The organism is Paenibacillus sp. S02, assembly GCF_019454065.1.
Classification (GTDB): Bacteria; Bacillota; Bacilli; order Paenibacillales; family Paenibacillaceae; genus Paenibacillus; species Paenibacillus polymyxa_B.
In genome coordinates, this window is record NZ_CP073682.1 from 3,257,258 (window position 1) to 3,273,224 (window position 15,967).

Genomic DNA, 15,967 nt, shown 5'->3' on the forward strand with positions numbered 1-15,967 from the left:
GTATGTATCCGACTCCTTCGGTTAAGGAGCCTCGTATGTTCAATCCGAACCCATTCACGTCACAACGCACTATTTCATATTATAGTGGACAATCCCTGGCAGAACAAGCCATAATAAATAAGTGAGCAATTATTAAAATGCTCATGTTTTGCTTATGGACGGGCTTAATTACGTTCACCGCTCTGGGCTAGAAGACAGAATAGGAGGTATTGGGTTCCATGAGTTATCAAATTAAAATAGACACTTCTCCAATTTATGAATTGCTCGGCAGCTTCATGGCCTATGTGACTAAAAAGTGGGTCCAAGATATGGACTTGGGCCATGAATGGATCGACAAGGTGGATGCACGACTACAACATGAAGTTCGTACTGAGCTTGCTACAGCTCAGGATTGCCCTTTTAGCGATTATGACGCACTCTATGCCTGGGCGTTACTTCGACCGGAATCGGATGAAATATCTGATTATATCTCTTATTTGGACCACGGTCCGGATAAAGATATGTTTGAGCTGCTCGTTCCGCATATCCCTTTTCTAACCTTTGAAGAATCTTTACGCATTCGTAAGGTATACGCACCACTCCTCAAATTGTGGGATCGTGATTATTTTCGGGCCTTGGAAGGCGAACTACGTGTGTTGGCAGAAGAAGACGCTGCGGAAAAGCGCATGCTACTGAGTAAAATGGAACCGGAAGCACTGGTTGAGTATGCGACAGCTGGACTAGTCGTGCCACACATGGAAGACCTGGATACAGTAGTCCTATTTCCGGTTGTCCATAATCGCCCGATTAATTCATACTGTTTTTATACCCGCACATTGCTGATCCAGTATCCGGTTGATATCCCCGAGGAGAGCGAGGAAGAACCGCCTACGCTTCTGCTACGGCTCACTCGTGCGGTCAATGATCCGCAGCGGCTGCGAATTCTACGTTATGTAGCTCAAGGTCCTAAGTCTCTCGAAGATATGCGCCATGATTTGAGCCGTTTGGAAGATACACTCATGTCTGATATGATGATTTTACGAGTGGCTGGTCTGCTCCGTATTCACATCGGACGTTATCATAAGGAAAAATTCAGCATTCGTCCAGATGGCGCGGCTGATTTACAGGTATTTTTGGAATCCTATATTGGATTGTAATTTGAATTGTACTTTTAGTTATAACCAAAGCAGCGTTAAAGCTTTGGCTTGGAAGGAGTATGCATCATGTCGTATCCGAAGCAGCACATTTTATTTGATCTTGATGACACCTTAGTCCACTGCAACAAGTATTTTGACCTTATCCTCAACCACTTTTTCGATTTGCTTCAGGAATGGTTTGCAACTCATAATCTAACGAAAAATACGATTCGTGAAAAACAAATCGAAATTGATGTGGCTGGAGTTCATCAAGTGGGCTTTGCCAGCGAGCATTTTCCACAATCTCTGATAGATACGTACCAGTTTTTCTCGGAACAATTCGGACGCCGTCTCGATTTTCGGGAAGAGCAGGAGCTTCGCTCTCTTGGCCGAAGTGTGTACGAACAGGAAATCGAACCGTATCCAGGCATGGTCGAAACGTTGAACTCCCTCCAAAAAGCAGGGCATTCCCTTCATCTTTATACTGGCGGTGAGCAGATCATTCAAGAAAGAAAGATTGAACAAATGAAACTGGCTACCTACTTTGATGACCGCATCTACATTCGCCAGCATAAAAATGTCGAAGCACTAGAAGAAATTATCCAGATGAATCGCTTGGACCGAAGCATCACCTGGATGATCGGGAATTCTCTGCGCACTGATGTATCTCCAGCCCTTGCCGCAGGAATTCATGCTGTATATCTCAAGCAGCCTAAGGAGTGGATTTACAATATGGTTGAATTGCAAAAAAACGTGAACTCCGTGATGTATACGATACAGAAGCTAACGGAAGTACCACGGGTTATCCACGAAAGCATACAATTGCATCAACAAAAAAGGACCCTCGGATAGGGTCCCTTTTTTGTTTTTAAAATGTTATTCAACCTTTGATTCAGCTAAAATGGCGGTCTAAACCCTGTCTCAGGATTCCTCTCGAACGCTAAGTTGTCCTGTACCTGGTTCATTCAGAACAATTCGCGCTTTGACGGTCGATCCATCTTTACGTTTAAAAGACAACAATTGCGTCTGTCCCTTCGTCAACAGAGATTTGAGCATCGTTTCGGTAATCTGCTTTCCAGCGTATTCCTTCCAGACGACAAATCCACAACCCTGCTTGTAGTGGCTGCACCCATACCCTTTGCGGCCTTCTATAATGCTTCCGCTGCAATTAGAACGTGGGCAGCTACCCAAAGCTTGCCTTTGGCTCACTGAAATACCTGAGGCTCCATCGGAAGAGCTGCGTGCAGCGGAACCCGCTGTTCCCGCAGCACGACTTGCTGGTGCTGCTGCCTGCTCCAGCGTTGCGCTTCCACCGCGTCCTGATGTAGCACGCCCCACCCCTTTGGCGGCGGTGCCTCCACTCGCGCGTACATTACGTGCGCCTTCTTTTCCAGCTGCACGCTTCCCCCTTGCTTCCTCGCCAAAGGCATTTGCCGGAGCCGGTGGCTGCTGCCTCACCTTGTCAATGATGGACAACGTAAATCTTTTAACGTTATCCATAAACTTCTCTTGAGCCGCCTCTCCCTTGGAAATTTGGTGTAGACGACGTTCCCATTGACCAGTCATCTCCGGCGAGGCTAATAGATCAACCCCAGCATGACGGATCAGGTCAATAGCCATCTTTCCCTTTTCCGTAATAAGAATCTTTTTGCCCTTCATTTCAATATAGCCAACCTTTTTCAATCGTTCAATTGTGGCGGCCCGCGTCGCAGGTGTGCCTAATCCGGCATCCTTCATAACCTCACGTAATTCCTCATTCTCCATCTGTTTACCCGCGCTTTCCATCGCCTTAAGCAATGTACCCTCCGTGTAGCTTTTAGGGGGCTGAGTCGCCTTTTCTTTCATCTCAGCGCGAACACAATCCACGGGACGCCCCGCATCAATCTCAAACTTCTTATCCGTCCACTCGTCCGTTTCCTCTTCATCCTCTTTTTTCGATGTTTTGCTCTTTTTACCTTTATCCTGATCAGCCTTACTCAAAACCACTTTCCATCCCAAGGAAAGAAGCTCTTTGATATTTGTTTTAAACAGATGCTTGTCCACCTGCGTCATTACGGTATGCATTTTATATTCAGCAGGCGGGAAAAAATGTGATAAAAACCTGCGAATAACCAGGTCATATACATTTTGCTCCTCCTTGCTTAGCGTTCCTGGCCTTTTTAACGTCGGCAAAATAGCATGGTGATCCTCAACACGAGATGGATTGCAGACGGATTTATTCTGTTTATGGACCAAATTGGGGTTGGCTTGTTGGACCAGATCAGCATAAAGACCTGTCCCCAGCATCCGTAGTGCCTTGTGCATGCCGTCTATATTTTGCTCTGTCACATAGTTAGAATTGGTACGCGGATAGGAAATGACCTTGTGTCGCTCATAAAGCGCTTGTGCCACATCCAGTGTTTTTTTGGCCGAATAACCATACTTGGCATTCGCCTCGCGTTGAAGCAGCGTTAAATCGTACAATTTAAAAGGATACTCTTTTGTCTGCTTGGTATCATATTTGGTGATTTTACCTGTTTTTCCACGAACGGCCACAGCGATCGCTTCAGCTTCCTCTGACTTCGTCAGCCGATCCCCCTGCCACGCACCTTTGTACTTGATCTGATCTTGCTTAAATTCAGCCCACACATCATAGAAGGTTTGAGACTGAAATGCCTCAATTTCCTTTTCCCGGTCATGAATCAGTGCCAGCACGGGAGTCTGCACCCGTCCTACCGACAGCAGTGTGTTATGTCGTGTTGTGAACGCTCTGGAAGCATTCATTCCGATCAGCCAGTCCGCTTCACTTCGTGCCCTCGCCGCTTGAGTCAGAAATTCAAACTCCGAAGCATCTCGTAATCGTTCAAAGCCTGTCGCAATACTTTCCGCTGTCAAATCTGAAATCCACAGTCGTTTAACTGGCTGATGCAACTTCAATTGCTGTTGAATCAACGCAAAAATATATTGCCCTTCCCGTCCAGCATCACAAGCATTTACGATGGCATTGCAGCGTTTAGCCAGTTCACCAATCATTTTCAGCTGATCTTTTGTTTTCGGATTCGGTACAATTTTGAACTGCTCAGGGATAATAGGAAGATCCTTAATATTCCATCGTTTGTACTTATCATCGTATGCATCCGGCTCAGCCAAACCCAACAAATGTCCGATCGCCCAGGTTACAATGTATTTCTCACCTTCCAAATAGGTACGGTTATTTTTAGCCCGCGGCTCCATAACAGCGGCAATCGTCCGTCCCATATCTGGTTTCTCAGCAATAATCAACGTCTTCATTCATACTCCATTCCTTCCTGACGGCCTTCTGTTTCTCCTCCATGAATCATACATATACATGGAATGTTAATGAAAACACAGGTATCCCGGCCTCATGCAAAAGGAGCCTTCTCCCGATGAAAGCTCCTTTGTAAATTCATTTAGTCAAACGCTTCAACAATATACGTGTATTATACCATAGATGCCATGCTTCTCTCAGGTCATGATTTTAAACAGTCAATGAAAGTTATGTATATGTTAAATTATATTACATAAATATCGGATTTTATCTAATTTTCTTGTGAATTAATTCTTTTTTCTATAAAAAAGCTACACTAAACACTCTTTTTTATGTTATGATCAATATAGATAAGAAATATATGGTGAGATAATTAAATTGGAGTTACATTAATTAACATCAATTTCACAATGTTTCACAGCTTAATAATCATTTATTCATTTATCGCTTCTGACAGACTCAGCTTGAAATACAATAAAGCCCCATCCGAAGATGGAGCTTTGACTGATCCGTTACATAAAATTTTTAATTACACCAAAACGGTAGCGCCCATGAGGTATTTATCAACCTCTCGTGCAGCTTCGCGACCTTCATTAATAGCCCACACGACAAGACTTTGTCCGCGACGCATATCACCTGCAGCAAAAACCCTATCTACATTGGTGACATATTTTCCATAACGTGCTTTAACGTTGGAGCGACGATCCGTCTCCAAACCAATTTGCTCTACAATCGTTTGCTCAGGACCATCAAATCCAATGGCAATAAGAGCAATTTGTGCTGGGAATACGCGCTCCGTACCTGGAATCGGTTGATAGATTTTGCGGCCCGTTTCATCAACAATCCGTTGAATTTGAATGGTGTGCAGCTCTTTCAAATTACCGTTCTCATCACCTACAAATTTGGTCGTCATGATGGAGAACTCACGTGGATCTTCTCCGAACAGCGCCTTCGCTTCTTCCTGTGCATAATCGAGAGAATACACGTTTGGAAATTGTGGCCAAGGATTGGCAATCGGGTCACGCTCCATAGGCGCTTTGGTATGAGTGCCAAATTGAGTGACACTCCGACAACCATGACGTAAAGAAGTAGCTACACAGTCTGAACCCGTATCACCACCACCGATTACAATAACGTCCTTACCTTGGGAGGACAAATAGTTACCATCTTCCAGGTTGGAATCCAAGTAACTTTTGATGGTACCATTCAGATAGTCCATCGCATAATGAACACCCTTCAAATCGCTACCTTCAATGTTGAATTCTCTTGGCTTCGTAGAACCACCACATAGGACAACCGCATCATATTCAGCAATCAACTGATCGGTAGGGATATCTTTGCCGATCTCCGTATTTGTGATGAATTGAATACCTTCAGCCTCCAGCAAATCCACACGCCGCTGAACAACCTTCTTATCTAATTTCATAGACGGTATTCCATACATCAATAATCCACCCACACGATCAGCACGCTCATACACAGTCACGCTGTGCCCTGCTTTGTTAAGCTGAGCAGCTGCAGCCAAACCTGCCGGACCCGAACCAACAACAGCCACACGTTTGCCTGTACGCTTTTCTGGCGGATTAGGAACGACCCAACCTTCCTCAAAGCCTTTTTCGATAATAGCTTCCTCAATGGTTTTAATTGTAACCGACTGTCCGATCAGGCCGACTGTACACGAACCTTCACATGGCGCAGGACAGACACGACCTGTGAATTCCGGGAAGTTATTCGTTTTGTGCAGCCGCTCTAGCGCTTCCTTCCACAAACCACGATATACGAGATTGTTCCATTCCGGAATGAGATTATGAACCGGGCAGCCTAAAGTTGCTCCCATGATATCCATTCCCGTATGACAATAAGGAGTTCCGCAGTCCATACAACGCGCCCCTTGGGTACGCAGCTCTTCTTCAGACATATGCTTATGGAATTCTTCCCAATCCTTTATACGCTCTGCCGGGTCCCGGTCTGTAGGAAGCTGTCGTGTGTATTCCATAAATCCAGTTGGTGTAGACATGTTACGTTCCCCCATCTCTTCGCTTATGAACCCCGATCATCCATTCAGAAATTAAGTCAAATTCGAATTTGTCTGTTTGTATTATGAAAGGGTCTGTTCTCGTTGAATTTGATTTATTGTATCACAATACAGCGTAAAAGTGATGAAAACTTATGCAACTTTCTGCATCAACAGCCAAAAGGATTTTTTATATGGTTTATTAATTTTTCAAATGAGTGGGGTCGGATACAGTCTATTCTTATTCCGTTCTCTCGTAAATAACAAAACGATACTCATAGGGATTTTTGTCATCCTTGATACCCGGGGTCTCACTGACTATATTCCAGCCGTTCCAACCCAGCTCAGGGAAGGTTGTATCGCCTTCAAAAGTCTCCTCAATCCGAGTCACAATCAGCCGATCAGCATGTGGCCAAAACAGTGAATAAATCTCCGCTCCTCCAATGACCATTAACTCCTCCTGCTTTGCTAATTGGAGCCCTTCTTCCAGTGAATGAATTACTTCCGCACCTTCTGCCTGATAGCGCTGATCTCGAGTCAAGACGACGTTACGTCGGTTTGGCAGGCTTTTTCCTCCAAAGGATTCCCACGTCTTGCGTCCCATGAGTACCGTTTTATTAATCGTCTGCTCTTTGAAAAAGGCCATGTCTCTAGGGAGGCGCCAGGGAAGTTTGTTATCCCGGCCAATCACACCATTTTGTGCCATAGCCCATATCATCGAAATGCCCATTTTTCCACCTCCTCTAATCAGATGGCGACAGGCGCCTTAATCCCTGGATGATACTCGTAATTTTCAAAAGCAAAATCGTCGTAGGTATAATCAAAAATCGAATCCGGCTTGCGCAGAATTTTCAACTGAGGCAACGGATAAGGATCACGTTCCAACTGCGTATGCACTTGTTGCATATGATTTGAATAAATATGCACATCGCCGCCTGACCAAATAAATTCGCCGGGCTCCAAACCGCACTGCTGTGCAACCATATGCGTTAGCAATGCATAACTTGCGATATTGAACGGCAACCCTAAAAAGGTATCCACAGAACGCATCGTTAGCATACAGGAAAGCTTTCCTCCAGCTACATAGAACTGAAATACAAAATGACATGGCGGCAACTTCATCGATTCGATTTCAGCCACATTCCAAGCACTGACGATGTGTCGACGTGAATCCGGATTATTTTTAATAGCCTCAATAACATTCGCAATTTGGTCAATATGTTGTCCATCTGTTGTTTCCCACGAGCGCCATTGTGATCCATACACAGGCCCCAGATTGCCCTGCTCATCCGCCCATTCATCCCAAATGGTAACTCCGTTCTCCTTGAGATAAGAAATGTTGGTATCTCCCCGCAAAAACCATAACAGCTCATGAATAACGGATTTCAAATGTACTCTTTTGGTGGTCACCAAGGGGAAGCCCTTGGCCAGATCAAAACGGAGTTGTCTTCCGAAAACAGATAGTGTACCCGTTCCTGTACGATCCTCTTTTTTTACTCCATTCTCTAAAATATCCTCCAGCAGTTCCAAATAGTTACGCACGTTATTCCTCTCCTTTGAGCATGAATAAAAACCTGGCATCGCCAGATTCTAATCTTTAAAATTCTCTTTCTGCACCAATATCTATATTTAGTTTATCATGTACGGTGCTTCGTTGACCATGTACTGTGTGAATTTTCATGGTAGTCCTGAAAATCCTAAAGTTTGAAAAAAAAGAGACAAAGAGCGCAGAAATAGCGCTCCTTGCCTCTCTTTGTCATGTATGAAAACCAAAAACGAGATAATGAAAAATGGTATTAGCGACGTGGTGCCAATGCGTGGATCGGATGACCCAGCACGACTTCCGCTGCTTCCATAACGATTTCGCCCAATGTAGGGTGAGCATGAATAGTCAAGGAGATATCTTCGAGTGTAGCACCCATTTCAATCGCCAGACCCAGCTCAGCAATAAGGTTGGAAGCTTCCAGACCTACGATTTGCGTACCCAGTACCAGACCTGTGTCAGCGTCAGCTACGATTTTCACAAAACCTTCAGCAGCGTTCAGGGAAACCGCACGACCGTTTGCTCCATAAGAGAACTTGCCAACTTTGACATTGTAGCCTTTTTCTTTGGCTTGTGTCTCTGTGTAGCCTACACTGGAGCATTCTGGATCTGTGAAAACGACAGCCGGCATACACTTGTAATCTACTACAGACGGCTCGCCTGCGATTGCTTCAGCAGCTACTTTACCTTCGTAAGAAGCTTTGTGCGCCAGAGCAAGACCAGCTACGATATCGCCGATTGCAAAGATGTGAGGAATGCTAGTACGTCCTTGGTGGTCAACTTTCACCATTCCGCGCTCATCCAGTTCTAGGCCGATCAGATCCAGACCCAGTTCACCGTCAGTGTTTGGACGACGTCCAACAGTTACAAGCAGATAATCAGCAGTTACTTCTTTGCTTTCGCCGTTAACGGAGAATTTCACTGTTACGTCTTTATCTGTTTGCTCTGCACTTTCCGCTTTAGCGCCAGTGAAGATTTCGATGCCAGTTTTCTTCATGCTTTTCGCAACGATTGAAGTCATATCTTTGTCGAAACCAGGAAGCACTGTATCCATACCTTCAATAATCGTTACTTTGGAACCGAATTTGGAGTACATTTGTCCAAGCTCTGCACCAATGTATCCACCACCGATTACGATCAGGCTTTTCGGAATTTCAGGCAGGTTCAATGCTTCTGTAGAAGACAGAATGCGTCCGCCAAATGGGAATGGTTTCAGTTCGATTGGACGGGAACCTGTTGCGATAATTGCATTTTTAAAACGGTAACGTGGTGATTCATGTTCGTTGAATACACGCGCTTCGTTTTCGTTGATGAACATGCACTCACCATTGAAAACTTCAACTTTGTTGCCTTTGAGCAGGCCACTTACGCCGCCTGTCATTTTCTTAACAACACCGTTTTTGAATTCTTGTGTTTTAGCAAAGTCTACTTTTACGTTCTCAGCCGTAATACCGAAAGACTCGCCATGTTTAGCTGCTTCGTATTGATGAGCTGCAGAGATCAAAGCTTTGGATGGAATACATCCACGGTTCAGACAGACACCGCCCAGCTCAGATTTGTCAACGATCAATACGCTTTGTCCCAATTGTGCGGCACGGATGGCAGCTACATAGCCGCCAGGACCCGCACCGATAACCAATGTGTCAATATCCAGAGAAGCGTCTCCTACTACCATTGATTACACCTCCATAACAAGCAACTCAGGGTTAGCGAGCAGCTGTTTGATATAGTTCATGAAGTTTTGAGCAGTTGCACCGTCAATAATACGATGGTCAAAGCTCAAGGAAAGAGCCATTACTGGAGCAGCTACAATTTCACCGTTTTTCACGACTGCTTTTTCACTGATGCGGCCAGTACCCAAAATCGCAACTTCAGGGAAGTTAATGATTGGAGTAAAGAACATGCCGCCTGCGGAACCGATGTTAGTGATGGAGATTGTGCTCCCTCTCATCTCATTCGCAGCCAATTTTCCATCACGACCGCGCACAGCCAGATCACGAATGGAATCAGCAATCATCCAGATACTCTTACGATCAGCATCTTTGATAACAGGAACGATCAAGCCGTTGTCTGTATCTGTAGCGATACCGATGTTGTAGTATTTTTTGTAGACAATTTCGTTTGCTTCTTCGTCGATTGTGGCATTCAGAGCCGGGAATTGACGGGAAGCAGCAACCAAAGCTTTTACGATGAATGGCAGGTATGTTACTTTTGTGCCTTTCTTCTCAGCAATTGGTTTGATACGAGTACGGAAAGCAACCAATTCAGTTACATCTACTTCATCCATAATCGTAACGTGCGGAGCCGTATAAGCCGATTTAACCATAGCATTGGAAATAGCTTTGCGGATACCTTTAAATGGTACGCGCTCTTCCTCAGCACGTGGATCTGCTGCTGGTGCAGATGGTGCTGCAGCTTTCGCTTCTTTCTTAGCAGGCTCTTGTGCTTTTGCAGCTTCTTTCGCTACTGGTGCAGCCGCTTGACCTCCACCATTTTTGAAAGCTTCTACATCTTCTTTGGTGATTTTACCATTTTTGCCAGAGCCACTCACTTGAGCGATGTTTACACCTTGCTCACGAGCAAATTTGCGGACGCTAGGTGTAGCCAGTACGTCTTTGTTAGAAGCAGCAGGTGTTGCAGCTGGTTTTGTGTTAGCTCCGCCTTTTGCAGCATCCTCTTCTTGTTTCACAGCAGCTGGTGCATCTTCTTGTTCAGGAAGTTCACCCTCTGCAGCGATTACAGCCACAACTTGACCTACATTAAAGATGTCGCCGTCTTTGGCAAATACTTCTTGAACCGTACCATTGACTGGACACGGAACTTCAACTACTGCCTTATCGTTCTGTACTTCCATGATGATATCTTCATCTGTTACTTTGTCGCCGGGCTTGATGTGAATCTTGATGATTTCGCCTTCGTGAAGACCTTCACCCAGCTCTGGGAATTTATATTCAAATCTAGCTGTACCTGCAGCTCCGCCTTGTGCAGCAGCACTTGGTTCAGGGCTAGCAGCTGGTGCTTCTGGTGCATCTTCTTGTTCAGGAAGTTCACCTTCTGCATCAATTACAGCTACGACTTGACCTACGTTAAAGATGTCGCCGTCTTTGGCAAATACTTCTTGTACTGTACCATTAACCGGACAAGGAACTTCAACTACAGCCTTATCGTTTTGTACTTCCATGATGATATCTTCATCTGTTACTTTGTCGCCGGGCTTGATGTGAATCTTGATGATTTCGCCTTCGTGAAGACCTTCACCTAGCTCCGGGAATTTATATTCAAATTTAGCCACGTTTAAAACCTCCCAAATTTACGGTGTGCTTTAATTAAAATTCCAATACTTTATTAACCGCATCAATGATACGTGTTGGCGTTGGCAACCAAGTATCTTCAATTTGAGCAAAAGGATAAACGGTATCCGGACCTGCTACACGCAGAACGGGTGCTTCCAGATGCAGGATTGCTTTTTCGTTAATTTGTGCAATAACTTCAGCAGCTACACCGGAGCTCTTTTGCGCTTCTTGAACAACGATGGCACGATTGGTTTTTTGAATAGAAGCAACAACGGTATCAATGTCAATCGGGCTAATGGTACGCAAATCAATGATTTCTACTTTGATACCTTTTGTTTTTTCCAGCTCATCAGCAGCTTTAATCGAAGTGTGTACCATCATACCGTAAGTAATGATCGTCACATCGGAACCTTCACGAACTACATTAGCTTTGCCCAGTTCAACTGTGTAATCATTCTCAGGAACTTCAGCGCGGAATGCATGATACAGGTTCAAATGCTCCATGAAAAATACTGGATCATTGTCGCGAATAGACGCGATCATAAGACCTTTTGCATCGTAAGGGTTGGAAGGAACAACAACCTTGATCCCAGGTGTTTGAGCCAGAAGACCTTCCAAGGAATCTGTATGCAGCTCGGCTGCCTTAACACCGCCACCAAAAGGTGTACGGAATACGATTGGAGAATTGTAACGTCCACCGGAACGGTAACGCATACGGGATGCTTGAATTGCCATTTGATCGAGTGCTTCAAAGATAAAGCCTACGAACTGGATTTCAGCTACAGGGCGGAAGCCTTGAATACCCAGACCCACAGCAAGACCCCCGATTGCGGATTCCGCCAGCGGAGTATCGAATACACGTTCTTCGCCAAATTCTTTTTGCAGACCTTCTGTAGCGCGGAATACGCCACCTACATGACCTACGTCTTCACCGAAAAGCAGGACGTTAGGGTCGCGTTTCAACTCTACGCGCAGTGCGTCACGAATCGCTTCTTTCATGTTCATTTGTGCCATTTGCTTCATTTCCTCCTTAAACATTGACAGATCAATTTCAGTTCAGGTCAATCGAAAAGCAGACCGGATCGGGTTACCGCCCGGTCTCTTTTAAGTTCAATTATTTAAAATCAGCTTTTTGTTCTTCCAAGTGCTTAGGCGTTGTTTCGAACATGCTATCAATCAGGCCAGGAATTGTCATTTTCTCTGTTTTCTCGGCTTTTTTGATCTCTTCGTTCACTTTTGCCTTAGCTTCTTCTTTTACGCGAGCTGTATCTTCTTCAGTCCAAAGACCTTTTTTCTCAAGGTATTTCGCAAAGCGGGCAATTGGATCTTTCGCATTCCATTCGCCTTCTTCTTCTTTAGAACGATATTTTGTTGCATCATCAGAAAGGGAATGCGGACGGAAACGGTACGTTACGGCTTCAATCAATGTAGCACCTTCGCCATTACGTCCACGTTCTGCAGCTTCTTGAACGGCTTTAATAACTGCAAGCACATCCATGCCGTCAATTTTCACGCCTTTAATACCAGCAGCTACTGCTTTATGAGCGATCGAAAGAGCAGCCGTTTGTTTTGAGAATGGAGTCGTGATCGCGTAACCATTGTTTTGCACAAAGAAAATAACTGGCAACTTGTATACACCAGCATAGTTTAGGCCTTCGTAGAAATCACCTTCGGAAGAACCGCCGTCACCTGTATATGTAATGGCGACTTGTTTTTGCTTTTTCAGTTTGTAACCCATAGCAATACCCATAGCATGCAAAATTTGCGCGCCAATGATGATTTGCGGCATCAGTACATTAACACCGTCCGGCACTTGGCCGCCGTGTTGATGACCACGGGAATACAAGAAAGCTTGGTATAATGGCAGGCCATGCCAAACGATTTGCGGAATATCGCGGTAGCCTGGAGCAATAAAGTCTTCTTTTTGGAGCGCATATTCGCTACCAATCATGGTTGCTTCTTGTCCGGATACCGGAGCGTAGAAACCGAGACGTCCTTGACGGCCTAAGTTAACGGCACGGTCATCCCAAGTACGTGTAAATACCATTCGATACATAATTTCTTTCAATTGATCATCTGTAAGTTTAGGCAACATATCTTTATTGATAATTTCACCATCCGGAGAAAGTACGGACAGCGCCTCAACTTCCTCTGTGTAAACTTCATAAGGAACCTTGCTCATTTTCTTCACCTCAACAAAAAAATTTGAATATCAAGTTCCGCTGTTATAGGATTATTATACACCTGTTATATCGCTCGCGTCAAAGATTTAGTTATTTTTTTTGAGTTTGCCACATTTTTGTGTGTGTAACAGGGTATGTTTTTTAATATAACAGCTTAGTACATGATTGAAATTTTAAACATCTATTGCAATCAGGGTAATCTTAACTTATTGTGATCCCGAATGCAAAATAATACCCAAGAAAGGTGACGAAAAATGACGGATTCTCGGTATTTAAAACGAACCATCCTTAAAGACGAAGTAGACAGCCGCTTTCTTGGCGAGACCAGAACTCTCCGGATTTATTTGCCGCCAGGCTATAATGAAATTTTGAGCTACCCGGTCGTATACTGTCAGGACGGAGAAGAATTTTTCAATTTTGGCCGCATTGCAACTCACGCCAACCGCCTCATTTTAGATGAGGGCGTCGAACCCTTCATTATTGTAGGAGTGGAAGTGAATACCAAAATCAGAACTCAGGAGTATGCTCCCTTTGGCAATCGTTTTGAGGCGTATACCGCCTGCTTTGCAGAAGAAATTATTCCCTATGTAGAGCAAAAGTATCCTATAAGAAAAGATGCAGCGTCCCGCATTTTGGCGGGGGATTCACTGGGAGGCAGTGTGTCTCTGCATTTGGCTTTGATGTATCCTCAGCTGTTCAACCGCATTATCAGCCTCTCAGGTGCTTACTATGAAGCTTCGCAGGAAATCATCGCCCGTGAGAAAGATCTGTCTCATCTGCGGGTGTGGATGACGGTTGGCCTTCAGGAAGATGCATTTGAGAGTGATACTGGCATTTACAACTTTGTAGAGCTTAACCGTCAATGCGCAGATTTGCTGCGCGAACGGAACGCTGAAGTTTCTTACCGTGAAAAGGATGGCAAACATTTGTGGGGCTTTTGGCAAAACGAGTTGCCTGACGCGCTAATGTATTTTTTGGATCGCGCTTGAGTAAATATTCTTCCTGGTAACTAAGGGGAATGAGAGCATTGACCTAATAGGTCATAAAGCTCCTTCCTCTTTTTCATAATTTGGTTACGCTTTCAAAAGTGTATAACGAAAAACGGCAATTATTGCCGTCATCTTTCGTTCACATTATAGCTTTTCTTCTATGATCTTGTCCAGCAAGGCATCGCACCCTGCGTCCATTAATCGATAGGTCTCTTCAAAATTCCCTGTAAAATACGGGTCGGGTACTTCTCTCAATTTTTCTTGAGGGAGCAAATCCATGAATTTTAGAATATCAGCCTCCGCTCCACCTGCAATCTTACGCATGTTTTGTTCATTGGAGTCATCCATACACACAATATAATCAAACGCGTCAAAATCGCGGCCCGTTATTTGCCTCGCCTGTATGCCTTGTTCGCTGATTCCATGCAGTTTAAGTTGCTTTAGTGTTCCCTCATGCGGGGGATTTCCGATGTGCCAGTCGCCTGTCCCGGCCGAGTCCACCCCGATTTCTGCACCCAATCCCCGTTCCTGCGCTTTATGTCTCAGTATCGCCTCCCCCATCGGAGAGCGGCAAATATTGCCCAAACACACAAACAAAACGTTAATCATTTCGTTCTCCTTCCTATTACACGTTACACTTCCTTTTTTCTGTTTCATTGTAGCCGTGTCCTCCAAAATTGTGCAAGCCATATTTAACGCGGTATACTTAAAAACGATGGTATATATAGGATCGTATCAGAAAGAAAGGATGTTGATTATGACAAAAAAACGAGCGATTGTATTTTCAGGCGGTCGTCTTAATGAAGAAGATTTACATCAAATACAAGCCGATGATTTTATTATAGGTGCAGATAAAGGTGCTCTTTTCCTGATCGAGCACGGTATTACACCACATATCTCTGTAGGAGATTTTGATTCGATCACACCAGAGGAAAAACAAAAGGTAGAATCAGCAAGCCAACGTATGATTGCGTGCGATCCAGTGCTTAAAGACTTAACAGATACTGAGCTTGCTTTGGAAATCGCTATGGACGAGCACGTAGATCATGTACTGTTGCTTGGTGTGACTGGCACCCGGATGGATCACACATTAGCTAATGTTCAAATATTGGTACGCGCAATGCAGCATCATATTAGCTGCGCTATTATGGACGCACATAATTATATTGAGCTCACCGGATCAACGCTTGAGATCCAGCCTATGGGCTATACATATACATCGCTGCTTCCTATGACTGCCGAAGTAACAGGCATACAACTGGAAGGATTTATGTATCCGCTACATAATGCCACCCTCAAAATGGGACAATCGCGTGCTGTCAGTAATAAGCTAACGGCTTCAAAAGGTACGATTTCCATCAAAAGCGGTCTACTACTCGTTATTCAAAGCAAGGATTAATTATGACATTGTTGTAACCATTGTTTAGATTGTTTTTTTACTCAAAACCCTTGATTAACAAGAGTTTTTCCGTTTATAGAGATCTATGAATCGATATATTTTTTACAAATTGTAATTTTTAATCGTTTTTTAATAATCGCTGTGTAAGTCTTGTCCCTCAAGC

At 44.4% G+C, this 15,967-nt stretch carries 13 protein-coding genes; 4 read left to right on the forward strand and 9 right to left on the reverse strand.

The features are described from left to right. Nucleotides 1–218: 218 nt before the first annotated feature. Together KAI36_RS14295 and KAI36_RS14300 are read left to right on the forward strand one after the other, a co-directional pair. Nucleotides 219–1,136 (forward strand): hypothetical protein, encoded by a 918-nt coding sequence (locus tag KAI36_RS14295; protein WP_023988964.1) that lies wholly within the window; start codon nt 219–221, stop codon nt 1,134–1,136. Between the two features lie 66 nt (nt 1,137–1,202). Further along, entirely contained in the window at nt 1,203–1,967 is a 765-nt protein-coding gene (locus KAI36_RS14300) for an HAD family hydrolase (protein ID WP_013310503.1), read from the forward strand. A 69-nt stretch (nt 1,968–2,036) separates the two neighbouring features. On the opposite strand, the gene KAI36_RS14305 is transcribed toward KAI36_RS14300, so the two are convergent. The 8 genes from KAI36_RS14305 to pdhA all read right to left on the reverse strand — a co-directional run bounded on the left by KAI36_RS14305 (nt 2,037) and on the right by pdhA (nt 13,415). Continuing rightward, on the reverse strand, nt 2,037–4,385 hold the full coding sequence (locus KAI36_RS14305) for a type IA DNA topoisomerase (protein WP_220025222.1): 2,349 nt from the start codon (nt 4,383–4,385) through the stop codon (nt 2,037–2,039). A gap of 527 nt (nt 4,386–4,912) precedes the next feature. Beyond that, the gene (locus KAI36_RS14310; RefSeq protein WP_220025223.1) at nt 4,913–6,400 is read right to left on the reverse strand and encodes a glutamate synthase subunit beta; all 1,488 of its coding nucleotides are present in this window, start codon (nt 6,398–6,400) and stop codon (nt 4,913–4,915) included. Between the two features lie 238 nt (nt 6,401–6,638). Further along, nucleotides 6,639–7,127 carry a dihydrofolate reductase gene (locus KAI36_RS14315; protein WP_053325596.1) on the reverse strand — a complete coding sequence of 163 codons (489 nt, stop codon included), beginning with the start codon at nt 7,125–7,127 and terminating at the stop codon, nt 6,639–6,641. Between the two features lie 17 nt (nt 7,128–7,144). After that, nucleotides 7,145–7,939: a thymidylate synthase gene (gene thyA, locus KAI36_RS14320; RefSeq protein ID WP_013310507.1), complete on the reverse strand. Its 795-nt coding sequence runs from the start codon at nt 7,937–7,939 to the stop codon at nt 7,145–7,147. Nucleotides 7,940–8,193: 254 nt separating this feature from the next. Further along, entirely contained in the window at nt 8,194–9,615 is a 1,422-nt protein-coding gene (gene lpdA, locus KAI36_RS14325; protein WP_023988970.1) for a dihydrolipoyl dehydrogenase, read from the reverse strand. Nucleotides 9,616–9,618: 3 nt separating this feature from the next. Beyond that, a complete protein-coding gene (locus KAI36_RS14330; protein WP_028541707.1) occupies nt 9,619–11,232 on the reverse strand; it encodes a 2-oxo acid dehydrogenase subunit E2 in 1,614 nt (537 codons plus the stop codon). 34 nt (nt 11,233–11,266) lie between these two features. Beyond that, the gene (locus KAI36_RS14335) at nt 11,267–12,247 is read right to left on the reverse strand and encodes an alpha-ketoacid dehydrogenase subunit beta (RefSeq protein ID WP_013310510.1); all 981 of its coding nucleotides are present in this window, start codon (nt 12,245–12,247) and stop codon (nt 11,267–11,269) included. Between the two features lie 100 nt (nt 12,248–12,347). After that, nucleotides 12,348–13,415, reverse strand: a complete 1,068-nt coding sequence (gene pdhA / locus KAI36_RS14340; protein ID WP_013310511.1) for a pyruvate dehydrogenase (acetyl-transferring) E1 component subunit alpha — start codon at nt 13,413–13,415, stop codon at nt 12,348–12,350. Nucleotides 13,416–13,670: 255 nt separating this feature from the next. On the opposite strand from pdhA, the gene KAI36_RS14345 reads away from it, so the two are divergent. After that, nucleotides 13,671–14,405, forward strand: a complete 735-nt coding sequence (locus KAI36_RS14345; protein WP_025724149.1) for an alpha/beta hydrolase — start codon at nt 13,671–13,673, stop codon at nt 14,403–14,405. 144 nt (nt 14,406–14,549) lie between these two features. On the opposite strand, the gene KAI36_RS14350 is transcribed toward KAI36_RS14345, so the two are convergent. Further along, complete coding sequence (locus KAI36_RS14350) at nt 14,550–15,014, reverse strand: low molecular weight protein-tyrosine-phosphatase (protein WP_053326574.1); 465 nt, start codon at nt 15,012–15,014, stop codon at nt 14,550–14,552. 148 nt (nt 15,015–15,162) lie between these two features. On the opposite strand from KAI36_RS14350, the gene KAI36_RS14355 reads away from it, so the two are divergent. Continuing rightward, nucleotides 15,163–15,804 (forward strand): thiamine diphosphokinase, encoded by a 642-nt coding sequence (locus KAI36_RS14355; RefSeq protein ID WP_220025224.1) that lies wholly within the window; start codon nt 15,163–15,165, stop codon nt 15,802–15,804. Nucleotides 15,805–15,967 lie beyond the last annotated feature (163 nt).

Coding starts and splice junctions, on each gene's coding strand:
- KAI36_RS14295 (WP_023988964.1), top strand. CDS start 219: ATGAGTTATCAAATTAAAATAGACACTTCTCCAATTTATGAATTGCTC.
- KAI36_RS14300 (WP_013310503.1), top strand. CDS start 1,203: ATGTCGTATCCGAAGCAGCACATTTTATTTGATCTTGATGACACCTTA.
- KAI36_RS14305 (WP_220025222.1), bottom strand. CDS start 4,385: ATGAAGACGTTGATTATTGCTGAGAAACCAGATATGGGACGGACGATT.
- KAI36_RS14310 (WP_220025223.1), bottom strand. CDS start 6,400: ATGTCTACACCAACTGGATTTATGGAATACACACGACAGCTTCCTACA.
- KAI36_RS14315 (WP_053325596.1), bottom strand. CDS start 7,127: ATGGGCATTTCGATGATATGGGCTATGGCACAAAATGGTGTGATTGGC.
- lpdA (WP_023988970.1), bottom strand. CDS start 9,615: ATGGTAGTAGGAGACGCTTCTCTGGATATTGACACATTGGTTATCGGT.
- KAI36_RS14335 (WP_013310510.1), bottom strand. CDS start 12,247: ATGGCACAAATGAACATGAAAGAAGCGATTCGTGACGCACTGCGCGTA.
- pdhA (WP_013310511.1), bottom strand. CDS start 13,415: ATGAGCAAGGTTCCTTATGAAGTTTACACAGAGGAAGTTGAGGCGCTG.
- KAI36_RS14345 (WP_025724149.1), top strand. CDS start 13,671: ATGACGGATTCTCGGTATTTAAAACGAACCATCCTTAAAGACGAAGTA.
- KAI36_RS14350 (WP_053326574.1), bottom strand. CDS start 15,014: ATGATTAACGTTTTGTTTGTGTGTTTGGGCAATATTTGCCGCTCTCCG.
- KAI36_RS14355 (WP_220025224.1), top strand. CDS start 15,163: ATGACAAAAAAACGAGCGATTGTATTTTCAGGCGGTCGTCTTAATGAA.